20 protein-coding genes and 1 pseudogene are annotated in these 23,090 nt (G+C 40.3%); 6 read left to right on the plus strand and 15 right to left on the minus strand.

Going from position 1 to position 23,090, the window contains the following annotated elements:
- The first annotated feature begins 176 nt into the window (after window positions 1-176).
- Window positions 177-1,136 carry a bile acid:sodium symporter family protein gene (locus QSJ37_RS03515; protein ID WP_285753746.1) on the plus strand — a complete coding sequence of 320 codons (960 nt, stop codon included), beginning with the start codon at window positions 177-179 and terminating at the stop codon, window positions 1,134-1,136.
- Window positions 1,137-1,164: 28 nt separating this feature from the next.
- Here the strand turns inward: QSJ37_RS03515 and QSJ37_RS03520 are convergent, their stop codons facing one another.
- Entirely contained in the window at window positions 1,165-2,100 is a 936-nt protein-coding gene (locus tag QSJ37_RS03520; protein WP_285753747.1) for an endonuclease I family protein, read from the minus strand.
- Window positions 2,101-2,429: 329 nt separating this feature from the next.
- Between QSJ37_RS03520 and QSJ37_RS03525 the strand changes: the two are divergent.
- Window positions 2,430-2,818 (plus strand): annotated as a pseudogene (locus QSJ37_RS03525) (MaoC/PaaZ C-terminal domain-containing protein).
- A gap of 34 nt (window positions 2,819-2,852) precedes the next feature.
- On the opposite strand, the gene QSJ37_RS03530 reads toward QSJ37_RS03525, so the two are convergent.
- Both QSJ37_RS03530 and QSJ37_RS03535 read right to left on the minus strand, forming a co-directional pair.
- Window positions 2,853-3,695: a metallophosphoesterase gene (locus tag QSJ37_RS03530; RefSeq protein WP_285753749.1), complete on the minus strand. Its 843-nt coding sequence runs from the start codon at window positions 3,693-3,695 to the stop codon at window positions 2,853-2,855.
- Between the two features lie 57 nt (window positions 3,696-3,752).
- Window positions 3,753-4,328 (minus strand): YkoP family protein, encoded by a 576-nt coding sequence (locus QSJ37_RS03535; RefSeq protein WP_285753751.1) that lies wholly within the window; start codon window positions 4,326-4,328, stop codon window positions 3,753-3,755.
- A gap of 160 nt (window positions 4,329-4,488) precedes the next feature.
- Here QSJ37_RS03535 and QSJ37_RS03540 point away from each other — a divergent pair, with 160 nt between their 5' ends.
- Window positions 4,489-5,613, plus strand: a complete 1,125-nt coding sequence (locus QSJ37_RS03540; RefSeq protein WP_285753753.1) for an MGDG synthase family glycosyltransferase — start codon at window positions 4,489-4,491, stop codon at window positions 5,611-5,613.
- A gap of 120 nt (window positions 5,614-5,733) precedes the next feature.
- Here QSJ37_RS03540 and QSJ37_RS03545 read toward each other — a convergent pair whose 3' ends face one another.
- Window positions 5,734-6,033 (minus strand): MerR family transcriptional regulator, encoded by a 300-nt coding sequence (locus QSJ37_RS03545; RefSeq protein ID WP_015863767.1) that lies wholly within the window; start codon window positions 6,031-6,033, stop codon window positions 5,734-5,736.
- Between the two features lie 184 nt (window positions 6,034-6,217).
- Between QSJ37_RS03545 and QSJ37_RS03550 the strand changes: the two genes are divergently transcribed.
- On the plus strand, window positions 6,218-6,388 hold the full coding sequence (locus QSJ37_RS03550; RefSeq protein WP_285753759.1) for a Fur-regulated basic protein FbpA: 171 nt from the start codon (window positions 6,218-6,220) through the stop codon (window positions 6,386-6,388).
- A 2-nt stretch (window positions 6,389-6,390) separates the two neighbouring features.
- Complete coding sequence (locus QSJ37_RS03555) at window positions 6,391-6,528, plus strand: hypothetical protein (protein ID WP_162839692.1); 138 nt, start codon at window positions 6,391-6,393, stop codon at window positions 6,526-6,528.
- A gap of 165 nt (window positions 6,529-6,693) precedes the next feature.
- Here the strand turns inward: QSJ37_RS03555 and QSJ37_RS03560 are convergent, their stop codons facing one another.
- The 3 genes from QSJ37_RS03560 to QSJ37_RS03570 are packed head-to-tail and all read right to left on the minus strand — an operon-like array spanning window position 6,694 to window position 10,200.
- A complete protein-coding gene (locus QSJ37_RS03560) occupies window positions 6,694-7,875 on the minus strand; it encodes an iron-containing alcohol dehydrogenase (protein WP_285753762.1) in 1,182 nt (393 codons plus the stop codon).
- Window positions 7,876-7,892: 17 nt separating this feature from the next.
- The gene (ahlS, locus tag QSJ37_RS03565) at window positions 7,893-8,741 is read right to left on the minus strand and encodes an AhlS family quorum-quenching N-acyl homoserine lactonase (RefSeq protein WP_081189701.1); all 849 of its coding nucleotides are present in this window, start codon (window positions 8,739-8,741) and stop codon (window positions 7,893-7,895) included.
- A gap of 25 nt (window positions 8,742-8,766) precedes the next feature.
- On the minus strand, window positions 8,767-10,200 hold the full coding sequence (locus QSJ37_RS03570; protein ID WP_285753765.1) for an aldehyde dehydrogenase family protein: 1,434 nt from the start codon (window positions 10,198-10,200) through the stop codon (window positions 8,767-8,769).
- A gap of 230 nt (window positions 10,201-10,430) precedes the next feature.
- Between QSJ37_RS03570 and QSJ37_RS03575 the strand changes: the two genes are divergently transcribed.
- On the plus strand, window positions 10,431-12,140 hold the full coding sequence (locus QSJ37_RS03575) for a sigma-54 interaction domain-containing protein (protein WP_285753767.1): 1,710 nt from the start codon (window positions 10,431-10,433) through the stop codon (window positions 12,138-12,140).
- A gap of 57 nt (window positions 12,141-12,197) precedes the next feature.
- Here QSJ37_RS03575 and QSJ37_RS03580 read toward each other — a convergent pair whose 3' ends face one another.
- The 8 genes from QSJ37_RS03580 to QSJ37_RS03615 all read right to left on the minus strand — a co-directional run bounded on the left by QSJ37_RS03580 (window position 12,198) and on the right by QSJ37_RS03615 (window position 23,043).
- The gene (locus tag QSJ37_RS03580; protein ID WP_285753769.1) at window positions 12,198-13,247 is read right to left on the minus strand and encodes a nitronate monooxygenase; all 1,050 of its coding nucleotides are present in this window, start codon (window positions 13,245-13,247) and stop codon (window positions 12,198-12,200) included.
- A 224-nt stretch (window positions 13,248-13,471) separates the two neighbouring features.
- Window positions 13,472-14,971 carry a xylulokinase gene (xylB, locus tag QSJ37_RS03585; RefSeq protein ID WP_285753771.1) on the minus strand — a complete coding sequence of 500 codons (1,500 nt, stop codon included), beginning with the start codon at window positions 14,969-14,971 and terminating at the stop codon, window positions 13,472-13,474.
- Between the two features lie 192 nt (window positions 14,972-15,163).
- Entirely contained in the window at window positions 15,164-16,600 is a 1,437-nt protein-coding gene (locus QSJ37_RS03590; protein ID WP_061579257.1) for a PTS transporter subunit EIIC, read from the minus strand.
- Window positions 16,600-18,750 (minus strand): BglG family transcription antiterminator, encoded by a 2,151-nt coding sequence (locus QSJ37_RS03595; protein WP_285753776.1) that lies wholly within the window; start codon window positions 18,748-18,750, stop codon window positions 16,600-16,602. Before QSJ37_RS03595 ends, QSJ37_RS03590 begins: the two co-directional genes overlap by 1 nt.
- A 313-nt stretch (window positions 18,751-19,063) precedes the next feature.
- Window positions 19,064-20,107, minus strand: a complete 1,044-nt coding sequence (locus tag QSJ37_RS03600) for a zinc-dependent alcohol dehydrogenase family protein (protein ID WP_061579633.1) — start codon at window positions 20,105-20,107, stop codon at window positions 19,064-19,066.
- 23 nt (window positions 20,108-20,130) lie between these two features.
- Window positions 20,131-21,231 (minus strand): NAD(P)-dependent alcohol dehydrogenase, encoded by a 1,101-nt coding sequence (locus QSJ37_RS03605; RefSeq protein WP_285753780.1) that lies wholly within the window; start codon window positions 21,229-21,231, stop codon window positions 20,131-20,133.
- Window positions 21,232-21,271: 40 nt separating this feature from the next.
- Window positions 21,272-22,111, minus strand: a complete 840-nt coding sequence (locus QSJ37_RS03610; RefSeq protein ID WP_061579632.1) for a carbohydrate ABC transporter permease — start codon at window positions 22,109-22,111, stop codon at window positions 21,272-21,274.
- A gap of 2 nt (window positions 22,112-22,113) precedes the next feature.
- Window positions 22,114-23,043, minus strand: a complete 930-nt coding sequence (locus QSJ37_RS03615) for a carbohydrate ABC transporter permease (RefSeq protein WP_285753783.1) — start codon at window positions 23,041-23,043, stop codon at window positions 22,114-22,116.
- Between the last annotated feature and the right edge of the window lie 47 nt (window positions 23,044-23,090).

Genomic DNA, 23,090 nt, shown 5'->3' on the forward strand with positions numbered 1-23,090 from the left:
TTAGAAGTGATTTTTTTCACACTCGTCACAATAAATTCATAAATACAATGAGATGTATGTACCTGTCTAGAGGAAGGAGGAGGCTAATTACACTAAACAAAAAATTGTTTATAATTGAATTTTTCAGAATAATATATATAATATTTTTATACTCACTACATAAAGGAGGACAAACAATGGAAACATTAGCTAAATTCAGCAATTTTGTTGGAAACACCTTTGCTGTCTGGGTGCTTCTTTTTGCTGCTCTTGCTTTTTATGATCCAAACGCTTTTACATGGATCGCTCCATACATAGTCCCGCTGCTTGGCGTTGTCATGTTTGGCATGGGTCTTACCTTATCACCCAATGATTTTAAAGAAGTATTCAAACGCCCGGTAGAGGTGCTGATCGGTGTAGCCGCCCAATTTCTCATTATGCCGCTTGTCGCTTTTTTGCTTGCTCGTTATTTGCCGGTTTCGCGGGAAGTCGCTCTTGGCATTCTTCTCGTCGGCTGTTGTCCGGGTGGAACAGCATCTAACGTGATGACCTATTTGGCCAAAGGAGATACCGCGCTGTCGGTCGCCGTGACATCCGTTTCTACGATACTGGCACCGATTTTGACGCCGTCGCTGATGTTGCTACTTGCCGGAAAATGGCTGTCCGTTTCTGCCGCGGCATTGTTTTGGTCAATTGTAAAAGTTGTCCTAATTCCGATTATTTTGGGGTTGATTGTACAAACCCTTTTCCAAAAGCAAGTGAAAACGTTCATCCCAGTCCTGCCACTCGTTTCTGTCATTGCGATTGTCGCCATTGTCGCGGCTGTCGTCGGGCAAAACCAGCAGGCAATTGCAAAAAGCGGGCTTGCCATCTTCTTAATCGTCGTCATTCATAACGGGCTTGGATTATTGCTTGGCTATTGGTTTGCAAAATTATTTCGTTTGTCAGCGCCAAAGCAAAAAGCGATTTCCATTGAAGTCGGCATGCAAAATTCCGGGCTTGGCGCGGCGTTAGCGACCGCTCATTTTTCACCGCTTGCTGCTGTTCCAAGCGCTATTTTCAGCGTCTGGCATAACATTTCCGGTCCGATTGCCGCAACCTATTTCCGTAAAAAAAGCGAGAAGGAAGAAGCGGAACAATCGACGTTTTCGGCATAAAAACTGGTTCCCCACGGGGAACCGTTTTTTATGGCACCAATTTGATCGGAAACACAATTCGTTCCGCAAGCGATGGGATATCAATGAACGGATTGCGATTTCCTTGAATGAGAAAAATAGCGCGGTTGCGATGCTTCTCATAAATGGTAACGGGAAATTCCTGATGCCAGCGAACAAGAAGGGGAACGTCAATTTTGTGGCGAAACGCTTTTGCGATTGTGTTTGGATAGCGAAGCAGAAAATACAGCATTGCCCGCGCCACCGTTCCTTTTCCGTATTCTGGTTCGAAATAACCGTTTTCCGCAACGCCGCAGCGGTTTTGAATCTTTTCTTCCGGTGACTCCGGCTTGTAAAACGAAAAATCGGCGTATGGAAAGTTAGAGCGTAACGTATTGCATTTAGGATGGCAGACAAAGAGATGGTGCAAATCCCCTTTCATCGGCTCTCTTGCTCCAAACCACGATTGCGGAACGACATGTTCAGCGTTAAACTTCCATTGCTGTTCGATTTTTTTTATTCGCCTAATTTCTATTTGTTCCCATTCTCTCGCTTTTTTCAGTAATTTCCGAAATTCGTCATGTCGTTTTTTCATCGTGTCGTAATCTTGAATAATTAATATCTTCGGATCTTTTCTCTCCCCCGAATATATGCTTCTTACTGACCCATCTGGATGCAAATCAACCCATGTATACAAATATTCATCTTTGCTGAAAAAGTAAGGCAGCCTTCGCTTATGCGTCCGTGACACCAGCCTATGATACATAACAAATAACGTTAGTCCATCCCCATCTACAGGTACACGACGATAATATCGCTCCATCACTTGGCGATCTTCTTGTTCATCATAATACACATTCTCATTAACTTCGATATATTGCTGGTTTTCTTGCAATATCGCTATTTGTTCACTACGGTCATCTCCTTGCCATTGCTGGAGTTCTTCCAACTGTTTCCGTATTTCCACCGTTCCACCCTACTTCCTCTCCCTGTTCCTTTTCTCTTTTTGTATACAGTTTACCATGGACGCTTTCGTTTGGTTATCCAAAAAATAAAGTTCTCCCTTTTTATTTCGGCGAACTTTTTTAATGAAGCTTACCGCACATCACAAACAACATGACGCAAAAAGAACAGCAGCCATCCCTGCCGCATAAACGCAGGGACTAATTTTGTACGCGCATATTTCATCACCTGCAAACCCAAAATCGTGCATAAGGCCACTGTATTATTTATATTATTCAGAAAATTAAACAAAATATAATCCAAAACAATGAATAAATGAAAGGGGAATAAGAAATAAATTTGAAGCCTGAAAATGTATTTACTTGGCAGCGCACGTTCACAGAAGAAGAAATATTGCAATTCACCCAATTATCTGGCGACAAGGGAAGACATCATATGGAACGCGATGAGAAAGTGCGACTTATGGTTCACGGGTTATTTACCGCTAGCATCGGCACAAAAATCGGTGGTGATTTAAATTAGTTCGAGAAATGAATGTTGAATTTATTCGCCCTGTGTTTACAGGTGACACGATTACATGTGAACTGACGATTACCGATGTCACTCCCATGGACGGATATAAAAGAGTAGCGATGAAAACCGTATATCGAAATCAGCACGGTAAAGAAGTATTAATTGGAACGAGCAAAGGGATTATAAAAGACGATGAACTCTCTTCATAAATAACTTCTTCTAAAAAAGAAAGTCTGTCTCTATTCAGACAGCCTTCTCCGTTTCACGTTGTAATGGCGTTAATGACAATGTGTGAAGCGTAATTTCCGGTTTGGTGCCAACGCGGATGTTTACTCCCGTTTGTCCTAACCCTTCACTAATGTAAAACGGCTTGCCGTCCAGTTCGTGGTAGCCTTTAATGATATTCATTCGTACTAATTTTCCCATTTTCACCAGATGATACGGCTTTGGCCAATGAATTTGTCCGCCGTGAAAATGACCGGAAAGCAAATAATCAAAATGATAACGGCGCATATGCAAAACGATATTCGGGTCGTGCGTCAGCACCAGATTTAAACCATCTTTTATATGAGCATATGCTTTTTCTAAGTCGCTTCGTCCTGTGCAAAAATCATCAATGCCAATCACATTCACGGTTTTTCCTTTAATAGAAATCGTTTTTGCTTCGTTTTGCAATACAATGCACCCATGTTTTTCCAAAGTTGTTTTTAAAGCTTGGAAATGTTCCCCTTTTAACACATAATCATGATTGCCGAACACGGCATAAATGCCATATGCTGGGTTTAGCTTTTGAAATACCTTCAAGTACGGAACTAACTTTGGAATACTTCGTTTACGATCAAGGAAATCTCCGGTTAAGGCAATCAAGTCAATTTGTTCATTTTTTAGATTCTTATATAAATAATCAGGGGAAATCGATAAGTTTTCTAAATGAAGGTCTGATAAATGCAAAATACGGACGACATCTTGATCGTTCCCACTACAACGCACTTCTACTCTATGAAAAACCGCTTTGTACGTATTGCGGTACGCTTTATAGACTAATAGCGCAAAAGTTATAGCAATGATTGTTAAAAAGAATACCATCTGTCTCTCCTCCCTCTTTACCATTATAGTAAATGGGAAGAGAGAAAAAAGAGGGAGTTAATGGATTGGCTGGTAACCGTACAATGTCAGCAGTTTATCTTTTGACATAAATAAATATTTAGGCGGCCGCCGGATGGAGGAAAAACGGAGCTGAGAAACGACAATCATAGGAATAAATACGATTGTTTTAAACCATTTGTAAAACGGATTCACAATCGAAAATGTTTCAAAACCTAATCGCTCACACCCTTTGTTTAACATTGTAATCCCAATAATTCCTTTAATTTCAGAAAACTGTTCATGATTGCGCAAGTAATTTGCAATATAAGGAAGCCCTTCTTTCACTTGTTCATAAATGTAACGACCTTTTTTAATTTCGCTGTTTAAATGAAGAAGTTCACGAGTTAAACGAATATTATGCAAATGAATTTTTAGTAGCAGGTCGTTTTTTTGAATTTTCGTGCCATCTGATAGCACAACTTCTCTTCCTTTATACTTCGTTACACGAACACGAAAAATAGACCGAAAGCCGTTCCATGTATCTTCAACGTACTCAAGCCTTGAACATGCATAATAAATCGGGTCAAATGCGCCCCAAACCGCCAAAGCATACTGCCTCGCTTTCGCTTTCATATGCTCCCCTCTTCCGGTTATTGTTGATTTACATTTACATTTACATTGTGAGACATTTGCCCGTTGTTTATAAATGGATAAAAAAGGAGATCAGCAAAAGCGTATAAAAATTCATCCTTTACATATACTCGGTAATAACTTTATCCATTAGGTGATCGACGTGAAAACGGTGTTGTTTCTTCCTTTGTTACAAATTCCATCGGGGCATCATCAAGCGGCAGACGCATTGAAAGAAGATTTATTAGCGATGGCCCCGCAATGGCAATGCCATAAAGTTGAGCTGCTATCATCGCGGTTAGGACAAGCGGAAAAACTTATCTCTTCTGTTTACTTACAATGGATTCGCCATTTTCCTAAGACATACAGCATATTGTATGATCAAGCGGTAATCCGTCAAAAAAAGGCGCATCTATCATTCCGGTATTACGAAATTCTTTTTCGCCGTCACATAAAAAATGTCGTCCAACGCATACAGCCCGATCTCATTGTTTGCACCCACGCCCTTCCTTCCTATTTATTAAACAAGCTCAAATTAAACAAAGAAATCGCCAATCCAGTCGTCAACGTATATACCGATTATTTCATTCATCATTTATGGGGAATCGAAGCGATCGATTACCATTTCGTCGGCCATCCGTATATGAAAACGAAGCTAATGGAAAAAGGAGTTCCGGAAAGCCGCATTTTTGTGACCGGAATTCCGATTCATCCATACATAACGATAAGTAAACGGAAAGGGCAGACGGAGCGTCTTCGCTACTCCGGCCTTATATCCGGCGGCAGTTTAGGAATTGGCGCTTTTACCGAATTGTTAAAAAAAATTTCTCCTAACGATCCGATTGATTATTACGTTCTTTGCGGGAAAAATGAGCAAATATACAAACAACTGCAAAACGAAAACCACCCGCGCTTCATCCCTCTTCCTTATATTTCGTCGCGTCAGGAGATGAACGATCTTTATGATCAAGTAGATTTTATTTTAACAAAGCCAGGCGGTGTTACCATTAGCGAATGTTTATACAAAAGATTGCCTATTTTTATCTATGATACTCTTCCTGGACAAGAGGAAATGAATTTTCGTATATTGAAACAATACGATCTCATTTTCAATTTTTTAAATTGGAAAGCCTTCTCTAATATTTCTTATAAGCTCCTTCATATTCTTCACTCTCCGCAGATCGAACATTATTTCAACCAAGTGGAGGAATACCACCGCCAGCTCTCTCCGGATCGTCCGGCAACATTGCTTTACTCGAAGCTGGCTTCTTTCGACAACAAAGAATGATTCAAGGGGACACCTCGATATGACAAGCTTTTTTATCGCCGAATATTACAAGGATATTTTGTTAGTTTTTTAATCATTGTTTAAAAAATCCCTCTCCTTTACAAAAAGAGGGGGATGGTTTTACGGACGAAAACGGAAATGGGCGTTCATCTGTCCTTTTAACATTTTTTCCCGCAGTTCTTTTGTCATTTCTTGGCGGATTTCCCATGTCGAAACCCCTTCTTCCCGCTTATTGGCAATCTGCATTAACTGTTCGACATCGGCGAACGAATATTTGCGAATTCCTTTCGAACGATCAGGAAAAATCAACTTCCGCTCTTCATAATAGCGGATTTGCCGCTGCGATAACCCGGTTAATTCACTAACGATGCCGATAGAGATCACTTTTTTAAATTTATAGGAATCATCTTTATTCGTCACCCTCTCCACCCCGCTATGTTATATCTTCTAACATAATTATACTGATTTTTCGCCATTCATAATTATTTTTGTAAAGAAAATTAACATATTTTTTAATTTTATTGTAAAGTGGTTTAACAAAATTAATGTAGTATGAAGAAAAACATCGTAATATTAAAAGAAATAAATACGCGGAGGGAAAAAGATGGGAAAACTGATGCACGCAGCAATTACGAAACAAAAGCGATTTTATATTGATAAGCTGCTGCAAACTGGCTTGTTTCACGACTCTGCTGCACTAAAACAATGGACGGTGAGTGAATTGCGGCGCGAATATGAACAGTACGGAATACGAATGAAGAAACGGGGGGAATGAACATGGACCCAAAAGCTCTTGAACTGGCCAGACGGATCGTAGAACTTGATTTGCAGCGCGACGCGATGTTTGAGCAGCTGATTCAATTAATCGGTGAGCGCGCTTATGAAGTGCTGCGTTTCATACAAAACCGCATATGACGCTCAAATAAGAGCGAAGGGAAGCTGTCTGCTTCCCTTCGCCGCTTAACGATATCAAGCAAGTTATTTTTTCTCAACTCGAATCGCCAAATAGAGCAGAAAATTTCTTTACCTGCTCACAAGCGTGGAATACTCATGTATTTACGCAAATCCAAACGCACCCTATTATTTCGGTTCTGTTACCACACCCTGAAAAGCGGATTGGTAAATCGTCCGTATATCGTCCTCAAGCAATGGAAGCGGACTACGTGCAAGCAGTCGTTTCTGCTGAGCGGCATCTTTCGTTAAGCTTTCCAATGCGCTCTCTGGAATGTTAAATCCGCCAAGCGTTCTCGGGATGCCGACATCACGGACGATTCGCTCCAGCTCTTCGACACACCGGTAGGAAGCTTCTTCTTCGGAAAGAAAACTTGAGTTTCCCCCTAGCGCATTTAAAATATCAGCCATCCGTTTCGTGCAGCTTTTGCGGATATATCCCATCACATACGGAAGCAATACCGCATTCGATTCGCCGTGGGCGATATGAAACTGTCCACCGAGTGGATAGGCAAGCGCGTGAACTCCTGCGACGCCCGCGTTGAAAAACGCCAATCCAGCCAAATAGCTGCCGTTGCTCATGTCGATCCGCGCTTGTTTATCCGCGCCATTTTCCACTGCTTTCCGCAGCGATCGCGCAATCAAACGAATTGCCTGTAGCGCTAAACCGTCTGACGTCGGGCTTGCGTTGACAGACACATATGCTTCTACTGCATGAGTCAGTGCGTCAATGCCTGTCGCGGCTGTGACGCGCGGTGGAACAGAAATGGTTAGTTGTGGGTCGACAATCGCTACGTCCGCTAATAAATAATCATGTGTCACCACATCTTTTGTCGTATCCAAAGAGAGCACAGAAATATTTGTCACTTCTGACCCGGTCCCTGATGTAGTCGGAATTAATATTTTCGGCAGGCCTTTTTTCTCAACTTTTTTCGTTCCCGTTAAATTAAGGTAATCGGCTACTTTCCCTTCATGTGCAGCCAAAACCGCCGCCAGTTTCGCCAAATCCATCGCACTTCCGCCGCCGACGCCGATAATGAGGTCAAACTTTCCTTCCCTCGTAAAGGAAACTAATTTCTCTCCCGTCTCCAGCGGAGGTTCCGGCACTACATCTGTATAAAGCTGAACGTCATACCCACGTTGTGCAAGCGGATCTGTCACACGTTGAACAAGGCCGATTTTCTCTAACGCTGGATCTGTTACGACTAATATTTTCTTCGGAGAAAATCTCTCCACTTCCGGAAGCAAGTTATCCAATGCCCCCCAGCCGACATAGTTCAGCGATGTAAATACAATTCGCGAAACACTCATTTCACTTCTCTCCTTTCTTACTCGTAATAGCCTTCCGTAGATTTGCGGAACTTTTTGAATTGCTCAGAATCATGACCGAACCATACTTGCGAGTTCGTTTCCCGTGCAATTCGCCGGATTCGTTCAACCGTATTCATATAACCAAGAGAGTCATAAATAATGCCTGGCGGCTTAATTGGCGGCCCGTAGCTTTCTGCCGTATAAATCGCATCCGAAGCGAGAATGATCCCGCCCGTCTCTGGAAGCTCCACATGCAATCCAAGCATTCCCCACGCATGGCCGCTTCCAAAGTTTAAAATTTTGACCCCCTCAGCGAGAATAATATTATCTTCATGACGTTTCACTGTGCGCCATTGGAGGTTATTTTTAATCCATGCATCAATGTCGGCCCAAATATATGCACCTTCCTTTTGGTTACGAGCATAACATTGAAGAGCGCCATTGAATTCGTCTTCATGTACAATGATCGTCGCGTTTGTAAACATTTCTAGGCATCCTGCATGATCCAAATGTAAATGCGAAGCAACGACATATTTAATATCTTCCGGTCTTACTTTTAACTGCTCTAGCCGATTGTGAAGATAGCATTCTTCGCTTGCCGTCCACGGAAACATTTGTTGAGTCGCTTCCGCCCATCTCCCTTGAGGCCCCATCGAATTTGGATTACAAGCTGTATCAAACAAGATTTTTCCTTCTGGATGATCAATTAAAACTGTATAAATCGGAAACTCCACAAACTCCGTTTGCGCATTCGGGTTATGAACCGTCGCTGGATTATGCATAGCGATCATCCAGTTTTTATCCATTCTCATTCTCCCGTTATCCATTACATAAAGCTTTGGGCGCGATTTTATCATGTTGGACATAGGAACTCTCCTTTCTTTTTTTAATTTAAAAATCTGTTTTTATTGAAACAAACTTTAATTCCGTCATTTCTTGTACAGCATATTTAACTCCCTCACGTCCGTAACTGCTCTCTTTTACCCCTCCATACGGCATATGGTCGACGCGGAACGTAGGGATGTCATTGATAATCACGGCACCAGATTCAATCTTCCGCGCTGCATATAAAGCGCGATGAATATTGGTTGTGTAAATCCCGATATTCAGTCCGTATACAGAATCATTGACCATTTCAATAGCCTCTTGCAATTCTCGATACGGAACGATCGAAACAACCGGCGCAAAAACTTCCTGGCACGAGACTGCCATATCCTTTTTTACGTCAAGCAACACCGTCGGTGAATAGATTGAACCATTTCGTATGCCGCCTAATCCAATTTTCGCTCCGGACTGAATCGCTTCTGTTACCCATGATTCAATTCGCTCCGCCTCCCTTCGATGAATCATTGTGCTCACGTCCGTATTTTCATCTAAAGGATCGCCGACTTTTAGCTGCTTTGCACGTTCAATAAAACGTTTGCAAAATTCCACATAAATTGTTTCATGTACATAAATACGTTGGAGCGAAATACACACTTGACCGGCGTAAGAAAACGCCCCTTCTACACATCGCGGAATGATTTTGTCTAACGCAACGTCCGGTTCCACGATTAATGCCGCGTTTGAGCCAAGCTCTAGCGTCACTTTTCTTAATCCTGCCTTTTGTTTAATGAGTTTTCCGACTGACGCACTGCCGGTAAACGTAATTTTTTTCACTCTTTCATCCATTAACAAGGCATCACTAAGTTCACTACCGCTGCCTGTTATGACCTGCAATGCCCCATCTGGGAGACCTGCTTCTTGAAAAATTTCAGCGATCGCCAGCGCGCTTAAAGGGGTTTGTTCCGCCGGCTTTAATACTACCGTATTCCCCGCGGCAAACGCCGGACCAAGTTTATGAGCAACTAGATTAAAAGGAAAGTTGAAAGGAGTAATGGCCACGACAACCCCTAATGGTTCACGCCATGTCATTCCTATCCTGCCTTCTCCACCGGGAGCGGCATCCATTGGAATCGTTTCCCCATAAATCCGTTTTGCCTCTTCCGCCGCAAATTGGTATGTAACAATCGTTCTCTCCAGTTCCCCTCGGGCAGTACGAATCGGCTTTCCTGCTTCCTTAGCAACAATCCGCGCCAACTCTTCCTTGCGTTCTTTCAATAACTGCGCAACCCGGAATAAAATTTCCGAACGTTGATAGGCAGGTAGATTCTTCATCGTTTGAAAAGCTCGATACGCCCCTGAAATCGCTTTTTCCACATCGCCCGCATCTGCCATACTGATGCGCGCTAATAATTGTCCATCATAAGGAGCGCATAATTCATACGTTCTTTGCTTTTTTACCCATTTTCCATCGATAAATAATCCTTTTGTTTCTTCGAGCATTCGCTTCCCCTCCTTTGTTTTTGTTCATTCAATAATAATGCAAATACCGTGCCAAGACTTAATATATCCATAAAATAAATAATTTTTTAACATATAAACAATAAATATGGTGAAAAAAATCACCGTAAAAAAGGAAAAGCTTGAAAAAACATCGAATAGGATTAGTAGTGATTTTTTTCACCACATGTTGAATTTTTTCACCATTAACAAAAAATAAGGAGGTCCTCTGTATGAAACAAACAATCATCGATCCGCATATATGGGAGAGCATTTTTTTCTCTATCCATAACGGGGTCATTGTTGTAGATCGAAACGGGAAAATTTTATTAATCAACGCTTCTGCCAAAAAACTTCTCCAGATAGAAAACGAAAATTGGGAAGGAAAAGATATTCGAGATCTTATTCCAACTACTCAGCTTCCTCATGTGTTAGAGAACGGAACAAGTTCGATTGGAGTAAAGATGAACATCGCGGGACGCCAATGTCTCGTCAATCGAACTCCGTTGTACCGAAATGGCGAACTAATTGGAGCGATCGGTGTCCTCGAAGATATATCGCAAATGGAACACTACCATACTCTTTTTAAGCAAATGGAAACAATTATTGAATTTTCTACAGATGGCATTTATGTTGTCGACCAAAACGGTATAACGACAATGGTAAACTCTGCTTATGAAGCCATTACAGGTTTCCGTCGAGAAGAGCTTGTCGGGAAGCATATGTATGATCTAGTGAAAAAGGGATATTTTGATCAATCCGTTTCTCTTCTCGTTTTACAACAAAAAAAACGAATTTCCATTTTGCAAAAAATAGGTGGAAAAAAAGATGTCATTGTCACTGGAAACCCTGTTTTCAACGAGCAGGGAGATATTGAAATGGTCGTGACAAGCGTTCGGGACATCTCTCATCTCATCCAAATGAAAGCAGAATTAGAAAAAGCAAAAAGTTTCTCGGAAATGAGCCAACACCGCTATACTTTTTCCGTCGATGGCTCAAAGGAACAAATCGTCTTTCGCAGCCCGTCTATGAAACAGCTTTTTGACAAAGTCGAACAAGTTGCTCCTTACCCTACTACTGTTTTACTAACCGGTCCATCTGGCGTAGGGAAAGAAGTCATTGCCAACTTGATTCATCATCTAAGTCCGCGAAAAAATAAACCGTTTATTAAAGTAAACTGTGGGGCTATACCAGAACCATTACTTGAATCCGAATTATTCGGTTATGAAAAGGGAGCATTTACAGGAGCGCGACAAGACGGAAAAATCGGCCTACTGGAACTAGCAGACAAAGGAACCATTATGCTTGATGAAATCGGGGAAATGCCATTATCCTTGCAAGTAAAGCTGCTGAGAGTATTGCAAGAAAAACAAGTTCAACGAATCGGAAGCCATAAAACAAAAAAACTAGATGTGCGTATTATCGCCGCAACAAACCAAAATTTGAAAGAGCTTATTTCACAAGGAAAATTTCGTGAAGATTTATATTATCGGCTACAGGTCATCGAAATGTATATTCCTCCATTGGCTGAACGACCTGAAGATATCGAGCCGTTGCTTGACCATTACTTTTCATTTTATTGCAAACTATATCGCATCAATAAACATTTATCTCCTAAAACAAAAGAGATTTTGCAACGTTATCACTGGCCTGGAAATGTAAGAGAGCTGAAAAACCTTATGGAAAATATGGTCGTTTCCATCCCATCCCAACTCATCGAACCTCACGACCTTCCATTGCACATTTATGACCAAACGACAGATACGCCCCCTCTCACGCTCAAAGAACGCGTCGAACAGTTTGAAAGACGCCTCATCCAAGAAGCAATTGGAAAACATACATCGCTGCGTAAAGCAGCGAAACAATTAGGAATCGATCATTCCACACTCGTGAAAAAACTTAAAAAGTGGAAGAAAGATGAAAAAACGTTGCGCCGGTGCTAATGCACCGGCGCGTTGCCGCTTCTCGGGAAAAATGTTAAATTGTATCCATATAAATCATCATAACAATCTATTCATCCCCTCTACCACTTCCTTAACCTCTTTCATCAACAACCTCACAAGCTCCCCAGCTGGCATATCTTTCGCCAAACGATATCCTTGTCCCGCCCATAAGGACATCATTTGCGGATCGCTTGCTTGGGCGGCTGCTTTGCGAAGATGCTTTGTCATATGATGAATGTGCGGATACGCCGCAGGGGCCAGTTTATCATATTCGATCAGAAAACGATTTACTAATCCGCGCGCAGGACGTCCTGTAAACGCACGGGTGACGGCAGTTGCTTGAAATTGCGGGTCAATGAGCGCGTTCTTATGCAACGGATTCGCCCCACTTTCCGGGCAGCGTAAAAATGCTGTGCCCAATTGGGCAGCGCTCGCTCCGGCCGCAAGCACCGCGGCAATATCGCGTCCATGCATGATGCCGCCAGCGGCAATGAGCGGGAGGTCTACTGCCTCGCGAATTTTCTGCAGCAACACAAGCAAACTTACATTCTCATCTGCCGTTTCATCATTGCGAAACGTCGCGCGGTGTCCTCCCGCCTCCGGTCCTTGCACACATAACGCGTCCGCTCCTTGCTGTGCCGCTATCAATGCTTCTTCCGTTGATGTAACAGTCACAATAACAAACGAACCATTGTCTTTCAGTTTTGCGATGATATCAGACGAAGGGCAGCCAAATGTGAAACTAACGACAGGAATTTTTTCTTCATATAAAACCGTAAGTTTTGCTTTCCAGTCATCATCGTCCCATTTAGGCTCTCCAAGGGATACTCCTAATCGCTTAGCCTCTTCTTCCAGCACCTCTTTGTAGCGGCGCACCGCTTTCTCGTCTACATCATTCTCGCCCGGTACAAATACATTTACGCCAAACTGCCGATCGGTCAGCGCCCGAAACGCGGCAATTTCCCGACGCATTTCTTCCGCCGTTTTATAACCGCCGGCCAAAAAGCCAAGTCCTCCTGCTTCAGATACCGCCGCAGCTAATGCTGGCGTCGAAACCCCGCCGGCCATTGGCGCTTGAATAATAGGAACAGAAAGGGTGTGTAACATCGCTTTTCCTCTTTCCTTGTATATTTTTTGCTTCCTAATAAAAAATTTCACAATATATCAGTAAAATTCCTGCTAAAAATAGAACAGTGAGGTTTGCTTTTCATCAAAGGCTATTGGGTTTTATTCCCCGCCTAAATGCTTCGCATGATAAAAAAAGAATGCGCTGAGAGTTTTCGTTCAAAGCAAATGCGCCGGCACGAAGTGCACCGGCGCGCACAGAAAAATTAGTTCCGAAATGCTTTTAACTTTTTCGTAATCTCTTTCGTTTGCGGATAAATTTCTCGATAGATGGCAAACAACTCCTGATAACGTTCGACGACTTCTTTTCTTGGTTCAACAACCAATTCTACTTGTTTAAACACGTCCGAACATTGCTCTAACGAGTTGAACCAGCCGCAGCCATATGCGGCAATCATTGCCGCTCCCATTCCCGGACCTTGCTCATTTTTTAACTTTTCTACCGGAGTAGCGAATATATCCGCTTGCAATTGCAACCATTCGATGCTTTTCGCTCCTCCGCCAATCGATACGACCGACTTTACTGACTTCCCGCTTGCTTTAATAATCTCGACAGACTCATTTAACGAAAAAGTAATTCCTTCCATCACCGCGCGTGCAAAATCCCATTTCGTTTGCGACGAGTCAATGCCGATAAACGATGCACGGATATCCGCATCGGCATAAGGAGTTCGTTCCCCTACCAAATATGGAGTAAACAACAATCCATTGGCGCCAATCGGCGACTCATATGCCCGTTTGACAATATCGGCAAACGATACATCTGTCATAAACGTACGTTTCCACCAATCAAAGCTGTATCCAGCGGCTAATGTCACACCCATAATATAATACGCGTTCGGCTTGGCGTGGTTAAAATAGTGGACTTTCCCGGCAAAATCTTTATTTCCTGTTTGCTCGTACGCCAAAACGACGCCGGATGTACCGATGCTGCACATCATATGCCCTTCCGATAAAATTCCTGCGCCAACTGCACCGCAAGCATTGTCGGCACCGCCGGCAAAAACTTTTACATTTGTAGATAATCCAGTTTCTGCGGCGATTTCCGGAAGCAATGTTCCGACATATGCCGTTGATTCGACTAAAGGAGGGCACAAGCGCATATCAATTCCGAGAACATCACAAATATGCTGGCTCCACGTCTTTTTTTCTATATCCAACAACAGCGTCCCTGCCGCATCAGAATACTCCATTGCAATTTGTCCAGTAAGACGGAACCGGACATAATCTTTCGGCAACAAAAACGTGTATGCTTGTTGGTAAAGATGTGGCTCATGCTTTTTCACCCATAATAATTTTGGTAGCGTAAATCCTTCTAGCGCGCGGTTTTTCGTAATCGATAATAACGTTTCTTTTCCCACTTTCTCCTCGATTTCCCGACATTCTTCCGTTGTTCTCGTATCATTCCACAGAATGGCATTTCGTAGTACGTTCCGTTCCTTATCTAAAAGCACAAGCCCATGCATCTGGCCCGAAAAACTCAATCCACAAACAGAGTCAGGAGAAATATTGGAAACCTCTAATAACTTTCTTAAAGCAACAATCGTTTTTTTCACCCAATCCTCGGGATTTTGTTCACTATATCCGGAATGGGGCTGATATAAGGGATAAGTTTCTGCCCACTCTCCCTTTACATTCCCATTCCGATCCACAAGCAGCACCTTTACCGCACTTGTCCCTAAATCCACACCAATGACGTGATCCAAGACCATCCCTCTTTTCATTAACGGGTTGCGCAAACTTCAAGCAAGTATTGGTTCAGTAATGTTTTTAGCCGCTCTTGTCTATCAGATTGATTTTGGATTTCTCCTAGTTGCAAAGCATGTGCTGTTAATTTGAGACAAATTTTATTTGCTTTCATTCTTTTTGTGGCTTATATGGAAACCGACCATATTTTATTACTGTGTAAACTCTTTAGATATTTTTATTTTATTAACTAACTCATCATATTCATGAAAGTTTGTAAAAGACTGCAGAGGATAGTAGACCTTATTAGGAGCTGCTTCTTGCACACTTTTTAAAAACGTTTTATGGCAAATGATTAAATCAGCATCTTTAGGAATTTCCTGTAAAGAGGAATTGCTTACTTTAATATTTAATTTTAACTCTTTTAATTTTTTTCTAAGCATCGCTGCCCCTACAGCACTAGAACCCATACCAGCTTCACAGACAAATACAATGCTTCGGACTGGTCTATTGAATCCTTCTGCTTTTGTTTTGTTAATGTTATCCTGCAGCGAGAGATCTTGGGGTATAGGCTTCTTTAGCCATTGGAATTTTTCTATATTTTGTAATTCCTTAATTACCTCCAACTGTTTTTTATATTCTTTTTCTGTCGCATCAATTGGCGCTCTTCCCAATAAAAAGTAAGAGAGAAAAAAAGAAGCCAACACTGAGCCAAAGATTCCAAGAAGAACAAATAGCACATCTCCTTGAGGACTCATTCCAATAATAGTTACAATACTGCCTGGCGATGGCAGCGAAACCAATCCAACATCAAACGACTGGAATATTATGTTTCCAGTTATCCCCCCGCCTATTACTGCAAGCATTAACTTCCAATTTCGTAATACAAATGGAAAATAAATTTCATGTATTCCGCCTATAAAATGAATGAACATGGAAAGTCCTACTATTTTTCTCTTTTCATTCCTTGTTTTTAACCAATACGCTAGCAAAACTCCAAGCCCTGGACCAGGATTTGATTCAAGCAGGAAAAAGATAGATTTTCCAATCTCTTTTGCTTGTTGGATACCTAACGGGCTTAGTATTCCATAGTTTATTATATTGTTAAAAAACAACACCTTGCCTGGTTCTATTAAAAAGGCTGAGAAAGGAAGCCACCAAGAGTTAATAATTGTTTGTATGAAATTGTTTATTGATTTGATCGCAAATGATAGTATCTGACCAACATATAAAAAGCAAACAATTGTTAAAACTACTCCTACAATTGCAGTTAAGATATTTAAAATCAACAACTCATATCCTACCGGAATTTTGTCCTTAATTTTCCTCTCTATATAGTCAATCATCCAGCCTACAAACGGCCCAATCATCATTGCACCAATGATGATTGGGACAGAACTTGCTAACGTAAACCCATATGTCACAACTGCTGAGATGACAGCACCGCGTTGTCCTCCTAGCAATCTCCCCCCTGTATAAGCTAATAAAATCGGAAGAAGGGTGTGATAGATGGGATTAACAAGAAGCAAGATTCGATCATTATAAAAATAACCGTATATACCAAATATTCCACGTATAATCCCAACTACAATGATAACTGCAATGTTTTGGTAAATCATTGCACTTAATAGTTGTCCGAATTTCCTCATTAAATGTCAGGCTCCTTTAAAAGCGCCCTCACCTTTGACAAATATGCTTCGGATAGAAGGTTTTCGAGTTGTTTTTTTACTTCTCGTTCTGTGCCATTTATCAAAACATTAAGAAATGATTCTTCAATTAAATTGGAACTTATTTCACTAATCATTTCAATATGTTCTTTCGGTGCATCCATAGGGGCTGCCAATAGTAAAAATGCGCAAACTTGTTGTCCTCCCCATTCAATTGGATGGTTTAAACGAAACAAAGAGACCAACAATTCCTCTACTCCTGATGATTTTGCATGGACCATTGCTAATCCATTGTAAATAAAATGTCCTTGCCTTTCCCGCTTTTCTAAATCATTGAGAAACTGTTTCTCGTTATTTATAATTGCTAAATGCTTAATGTGGTCTACTAAAGTTTGTAAGATTGAATAAGAAACTTCGATACGATCTAATTCGACATGATTTAATACAACTAGGTTACGCAGAATCTGAACCATTGCCTCACCATGCATTGCAGATACGATTGTAGATATAGAACTTAAATTGTTATCCTTTTCTTCAACATTTTCTTTTCTTAGTTCGTACGACTGACTCAATTTTTTCTGAATGAATCTTAATTCATCCTCATGCAAAAACGGACTGACAACTACATATTGATCAGGGTCCATGAATGGCAAAGAGACTGTCGAAATAACAATATCGACTGATTTATTTTCTCTATTCCGTTCTATCCATTTTTTTAACTCTATTACAGATAAAACTTTTTCGATTTTTAAATTTGGAATTTCCTTACTAATTTTAGATGATAAAAAAGTCGACGTCCCCATTCCACTGGCACATACGATTATTGCTTTATAAATTTTATTTGAATTTTCATTCACGCGGATGATAGAAGCGCCTACATGGATTGCTAGGTAACCTATTTCATCTTCAGGAATGTCCCTTCCTATTTTATTAGACAAAACCTGTGCTGCCTTTTGACAAGCCAAAAAAACCTGAGAATAGTGTTTTTTAATTTCTTCCAACATTGGATTATGAATTTGCAATCCCAACATTAAACGACTTATAGCGGGAACAAGATGGGATAATAAACCGTCAAACAATATCGAATCCTCTCTGATTGAAATAGAAAGATAACGTTCTACTGTTCGAATAAAACTTTTTGTTAGATCAAACCATTCTATATCTGTCTGGTTTATACCATTCAGTAAAGAATGGCGATTAAAACGAGAACCTAAAAGATGCAAAGTAATATAACTAATTTCTACTTTTGGAATCGAGATTTGCAGTTTTTCTTCTAACTTGTGTACAATCTTTTTGGCAATGGCATATTCTTCAATGTTTTCGATATTTGGAATAATATTGTGTTCTTCCAACCTATCTGATTTCTTAAATTTAATTCTTTCTATCGCTAATAAAAGATGGATAACCAAATTGACATAGTTTCGATCAGATAAATTTATTGTTGTTTGAGACTCTAGTACTTCTTTAATGGTTTGTTCCACTATTAAAATATTGGGAGTATGGATAAATTTGCGCAACCGCTTATGAATAATATTTCCTAATTTCCATGTATCAATTGTATATTCCTCCTGCTTTGAGAGCTGAAATAGTTCGAACCATTCTTCAAACGTTATATCTTTGTGAAGAAGTCTCGATATTGCCATTCTTTTCTTATGCTCAGGTCCTTCAATAAAAATTCCCATTCCCGGTTTTCTGACAATAGTTAATCCTAAGTTTTTGCACCATGGCTCCAGTTTTTCCAAGTCGTTACTGATTGTTGCCTCTGTTACGCCGTATTTATTACTAAGAAAAAAATACTTAATTGGTTCACTCGCCATTAATAAATCATAAAGTATACCATCCCGTCTTTCTTCTTGAGAAAAAATTACAAACGCCTTAGAACTCTTCAGGTCTCTCTCAAGTTTCCTTTTTTCCTCCACTGTCCCATCAATAAAAATCCCTGAACCGATTTTTTTTGTAATTTTCAAATTATAATTTTTTAAAATAGATTTTAAAGAGGTTATTTCACGTCGGATTGTTCTTGTACTTAATTTAAATAAATCAGAAAGTTGCTTATAGGAAATTGGTTTGGGGGAAAATAAAAGCGTACGTAATAATTCTTCTTGTCTTGTACTCAATATTGGAGTATGCAAAATTAATTCCTCCTCTTCCCCTTCATTCCTTAAAACAACAAAATACAGAATATTCATTCTATTAAACTATTGTATAGCAAAATCCTAGAATAAAACAACTATTATTAAAATCTCTAACTGGAAGGGAAAAAGAGTTATATATATTTGTAGAATTTAGTTCTGTAACTTTTGGTTCTCCTTTACGATAGGGAATTTTCTCCTTAAACTAACACGGTAATTAAAGCCGCTCCTAGTCCCCCTTCTTTTCCTTTACATGAAACGGCGCTGAGATACATACATCTTTTATAATTACATATAATTACATCATCCGAATTTACCAAGAAGGATAAACCAATACCTTGCAATCATCAGGACTTTTTGGTTTTGACATGTATGTAACAAACTCTTCTAACCCTAATTTTTTCGTAACTAATGATCCAACATTTACACGTTTTTCCTCTATCATAAATAGGGCTTGATTAAAATTAAATTTCAATGCCATCGTACCGAGATAGTTCCAATCCTTATGATATATGTCAAAAGGACTAATTGTAATTTTGGCATTATTAGGTGCAACACCAAACTGTAATATTCTCGCGCCAGGCCCAGCAAATCTGAACATTCCTTCAATCACCGCTGGAATACCTGTCGCATCAACGACTACATCAAATCCATTTGGATATTTTTCTTTTCCAATAAAACTATCTAAACGATTGTCGTTTTTGAATACAGAAGTTGCTCCAAATTGCTTTGCTAACTCAAGTTTTTGTTCAGCAATATCTACCAGCACCACTTCTGAAGCTCCGCTTATCCTCATTGCTTGAACAAGCATTATTCCCATTGGACCTCCGCCGAAAATAACAACCTTATCTCCAAATTTGACGTTTGTTCGTTCAAGAGCATATGCCACGCAAGACATCGGCTCAACTAATGCGCCTTCTTCAAACGTCATCGTATCTCTCATTTTATAAAGGTTTTTGGCGGGAACTTTTACATATTCTGCGAAGGCACCGTTCATCGTAACCCCAATAGCATTCCAATTTTTACAATGATTAAATTGATTATTTCGACAGTGATAACACTTTCCGCAATAAACAGATGGATCAACGGCAACACGGTCACCTATCTTCCAATCTTCTACGCCTTCTCCTACTTCAAAAACTGTTCCGGAAAACTCATGGCCACCGACTAAAGGATATGGTGAAATAAAATCACCTTCTAAAATATGATAATCAGTTCCACATATGCCACAACAATGAACTCGAATAGTCACTTCTCCGTATCCTGGTTTTGGATAAGGCAACTCTTCGACTGCCATATGGTGAGGACCTTTATACACAGCCGCTTTCATCGTTTTTACATTGTTTGTTACAGACATTGGAAAACCTCCTTGTTATCTTTTTATTCTTCAATAATGCCATTAGGATACACTACGACCTTTAAACTTTCCTTCTTATTTGTTCTCGCACGTTCCATTGCTTCTTTTGTTTGCTCTAGAGAATAACGATCAGTAATCAAGTTCTTAAAATCACAAAATTTTGATGCTAAAAGTTTTATTCCTAGTGGATAGGTGTTGGAATATCGGAAAACTCCGAAAATATCAAGTTCATTATCAGCAATCAATGGAATATTAAGCCCTATTTCGTCCTGTGGTGGAAGACCAACAATCGCCAATTTTCCTCCGCGTTTTACTACTTGAAGCGCCGTTTGCAGCGCTTTAGGATTTCCTGCAGTTTCAAAAGCAACATCCACCCCTTTTCCACCAGTAAGCCGTTTAATCTCTTCAATCGGGTCATTTTCTAAAATATTAATGGTATAAGTTGCACCTAGTCTCTTTGCAGCATCTAATCGATTTTGTTCTAGATCAGCCACGATAATAGTTGAAGCACCGAAAGCCCTCACAGCAGCAACTGCTGTTAATCCTATTGGCCCCATTCCCATAATGGCAACGATAGAACCTGGTTGAAGGTTCGCGCGTTTAGATGCATGAATCCCCACTGAAAATGGCTCATTTAATGCTGCCTCTTCAAATGATAACTCGTCCGGAATTGGAAATAAGAAATCCTCTCGGTGCTTAATATATTGAACAAATGCTCCATCTATAGGCGGGGTAGCTAGAAACTTCACATCTGGACAAAGATTATAACGCCCTCCCTTACAGTATTCACATCGACCGCAGGTGATCCCTGGTTCGATCGCCACGCGGTCTCCAATTTTTATTCTTGTGACATTCTTACCGACTGCTACTGCAATCCCAGAACACTCGTGACCTAAAATAATTGGCTTTTCAACAACATATCGACCAATTCTCCCGTGCTCATAGTAATGAATATCTGAACCACAAATACCTACTGCCATTACTTTTACTAAAACTTCATCATCTTCAATTTGTGGAACTGGAATTTCCGTAATCTCAATATCAAAAGGTTTATTCAGCACCGCCGCTTTCATCATTGTAGGAACATTAACCTTAGTTTGCAATTTCTCACCCTGAATACCCATAAAACTTTCTCCCTTCTCAGAATAAATTCCTCAATATCTCTTATTTAACTGCCCCCATTGATAAACCTCGAACAAGATATTTTTTTACCGCTAGTCCGGCAATCACCATTGGCGTAATAATTACTGTACCAGTTGCCATCGCCTGTCCCCACGCAACTCCTGTTTGCGTAATTAATAAAGAAGCAGCGACTGGAATTGTCTGGGTATCGTGGCCAGAAAAAACAGATGCAAACATGAAATCATTCCAAGAAAACATTAAGCATAATATTCCTGTTGCTACTAGGCCTGGCGCAGCTGGAGGAAGAGCAATTTTCCAAAAAGCCTGAAAACGACTGCAACCATCAATTAGTGCTGCCTCTTCTAATGCAACTGGCACCTCCTTAAAAAATACCATCATCATCCACAATGCAAATGGAAGATTAAAAGTAGTGTAAGCAAAAATCAAACCCGACATCTTACCAATTAAGCCAAACTTAGCAAACATTAAATAAAGCGGCAGAATAACAGCCGGCACAGGCGCCATTCGTGTACTAATAATCCAAAAAGATATCCCTTGTTCATTTTTAAATTTTCCGCGCGCTAATGCATAACCTCCCAATGTTCCTAATATTAAGGAAATCCCTGTAGAAGCAACTGACGCAATTAAACTGTTGATCAAGTAGCTAACAAAGTTCCCTTTCTCAGAAAACATAAATTTGAACGTTTCAAAATTTGGTTTAAAAAGAAATTTAGGTGGCATCGAGAACATTCCCGCCTCTGTTTTAACAGAAGACATAACCATCCAAATAATTGGTAGAAGAGCCCAAATTAATGCTAAAGTTACAACTGTGTATAGAATTGAATATTTGACAATATGTTTTAAATTCCCTGAATTCCCCATCGCTACTCTCCCCCCTTCGTCATAAGTTTCACAAAGTTTTTCCCTAGAAAAATAGTTACAAATAACATAGTTAACCCAAGGGCTGCAGCCGCCCCAAAATCTTGAAATTTAAAAGCAACCTCCATTAAATAGTAGCCAATTACCTTCGTAGAGTCTGCCGGGCCTCCCTCTGTTGTAATTTTAATTGTGTCAACAAAACGAAGTATGTCCATAGAACGAATTAGTAATGCAACGACAATTGTTCGTAATAACAATGGAAATATAATGTAAAATAATCTCTGAAAATATCCTGCACCGTCTACCTGCGCTGCTTCAAGCGGCTCTATAGGTAACGACTGTAGACCAGCAAGAACGATTAAGGTGATTAAAGGAGTCCATTCCCAGACATCCATTAAAATAACAGCTGGCAATGCCGTTTTTACATTCCCTAAAATTTGGGCATCTATCCCAATAAGGCCTAATAACCAAGCATATAGCCCGTAAGTGGAATTCAAAAGGAATCGGCCTAATAACCCAGCGACAACCGGAGCAACAAACAGGGGGAGCATCCAAAGTGTAATAATCAAATTCTTGCCTTTGGGCAATTCATAAATCAATAAAGCCATTCCAACTCCAATAACAAGCTCAATTAATAAGCCTACAATAGCATAAATTGCTGTCCTTCCCCAAGAATGCCAAAAAGTATCACTAAACAAGATTTTCTTCCAATTTACAATCCCATTAAAAGTAGGGTGATCAATAGACAACATAAAATCCATAAAACTAGCATAAACTAAGTAAATAAATGGAAAGATGCTAATGAGTGCTAATAGTATCATAGAAGGTAATAACATCCAATGTTCTGTCTTAAACTTCCTATTAAAAAAAATGGTAAAACTTTTAGTTTTAGGTAACGATTCTTTATCATAAACTTTTGAGTATTCCGTATTCACAACACCACTCCTTCCATTGTTAGACAAGAAAGGGAGATGGTCCTCCC

The organism is Parageobacillus sp. G301 (assembly GCF_030268025.1).
GTDB lineage: Bacteria > Bacillota > Bacilli > Bacillales > Anoxybacillaceae > Parageobacillus_B > Parageobacillus_B toebii.

Excerpts from the sequence above, each read along its gene's own strand:
- QSJ37_RS03535 (WP_285753751.1), bottom strand. The coding sequence starts at position 4,328 with ATGAAAGCGAAAGCGAGGCAGTATGCTTTGGCGGTTTGGGGCGCATTT.
- ahlS (WP_081189701.1), bottom strand. The coding sequence starts at position 8,741 with ATGTCCAACATGATAAAATCGCGCCCAAAGCTTTATGTAATGGATAAC.
- QSJ37_RS03530 (WP_285753749.1), bottom strand. The coding sequence starts at position 3,695 with ATGGTATTCTTTTTAACAATCATTGCTATAACTTTTGCGCTATTAGTC.
- QSJ37_RS03580 (WP_285753769.1), bottom strand. The coding sequence starts at position 13,247 with ATGTTACACACCCTTTCTGTTCCTATTATTCAAGCGCCAATGGCCGGC.
- QSJ37_RS03550 (WP_285753759.1), top strand. The coding sequence starts at position 6,218 with ATGGGAAAACTGATGCACGCAGCAATTACGAAACAAAAGCGATTTTAT.
- QSJ37_RS03590 (WP_061579257.1), bottom strand. The coding sequence starts at position 16,600 with ATGAGGAAATTCGGACAACTATTAAGTGCAATGATTTACCAAAACATT.
- QSJ37_RS03560 (WP_285753762.1), bottom strand. The coding sequence starts at position 7,875 with ATGAGTGTTTCGCGAATTGTATTTACATCGCTGAACTATGTCGGCTGG.
- QSJ37_RS03600 (WP_061579633.1), bottom strand. The coding sequence starts at position 20,107 with ATGTCTGTAACAAACAATGTAAAAACGATGAAAGCGGCTGTGTATAAA.
- QSJ37_RS03605 (WP_285753780.1), bottom strand. The coding sequence starts at position 21,231 with ATGGGTATTCAGGGTGAGAAATTGCAAACTAAGGTTAATGTTCCTACA.
- QSJ37_RS03555 (WP_162839692.1), top strand. The coding sequence starts at position 6,391 with ATGGACCCAAAAGCTCTTGAACTGGCCAGACGGATCGTAGAACTTGAT.
- QSJ37_RS03575 (WP_285753767.1), top strand. The coding sequence starts at position 10,431 with ATGAAACAAACAATCATCGATCCGCATATATGGGAGAGCATTTTTTTC.
- QSJ37_RS03515 (WP_285753746.1), top strand. The coding sequence starts at position 177 with ATGGAAACATTAGCTAAATTCAGCAATTTTGTTGGAAACACCTTTGCT.
- QSJ37_RS03610 (WP_061579632.1), bottom strand. The coding sequence starts at position 22,111 with ATGGGGAATTCAGGGAATTTAAAACATATTGTCAAATATTCAATTCTA.
- QSJ37_RS03570 (WP_285753765.1), bottom strand. The coding sequence starts at position 10,200 with ATGCTCGAAGAAACAAAAGGATTATTTATCGATGGAAAATGGGTAAAA.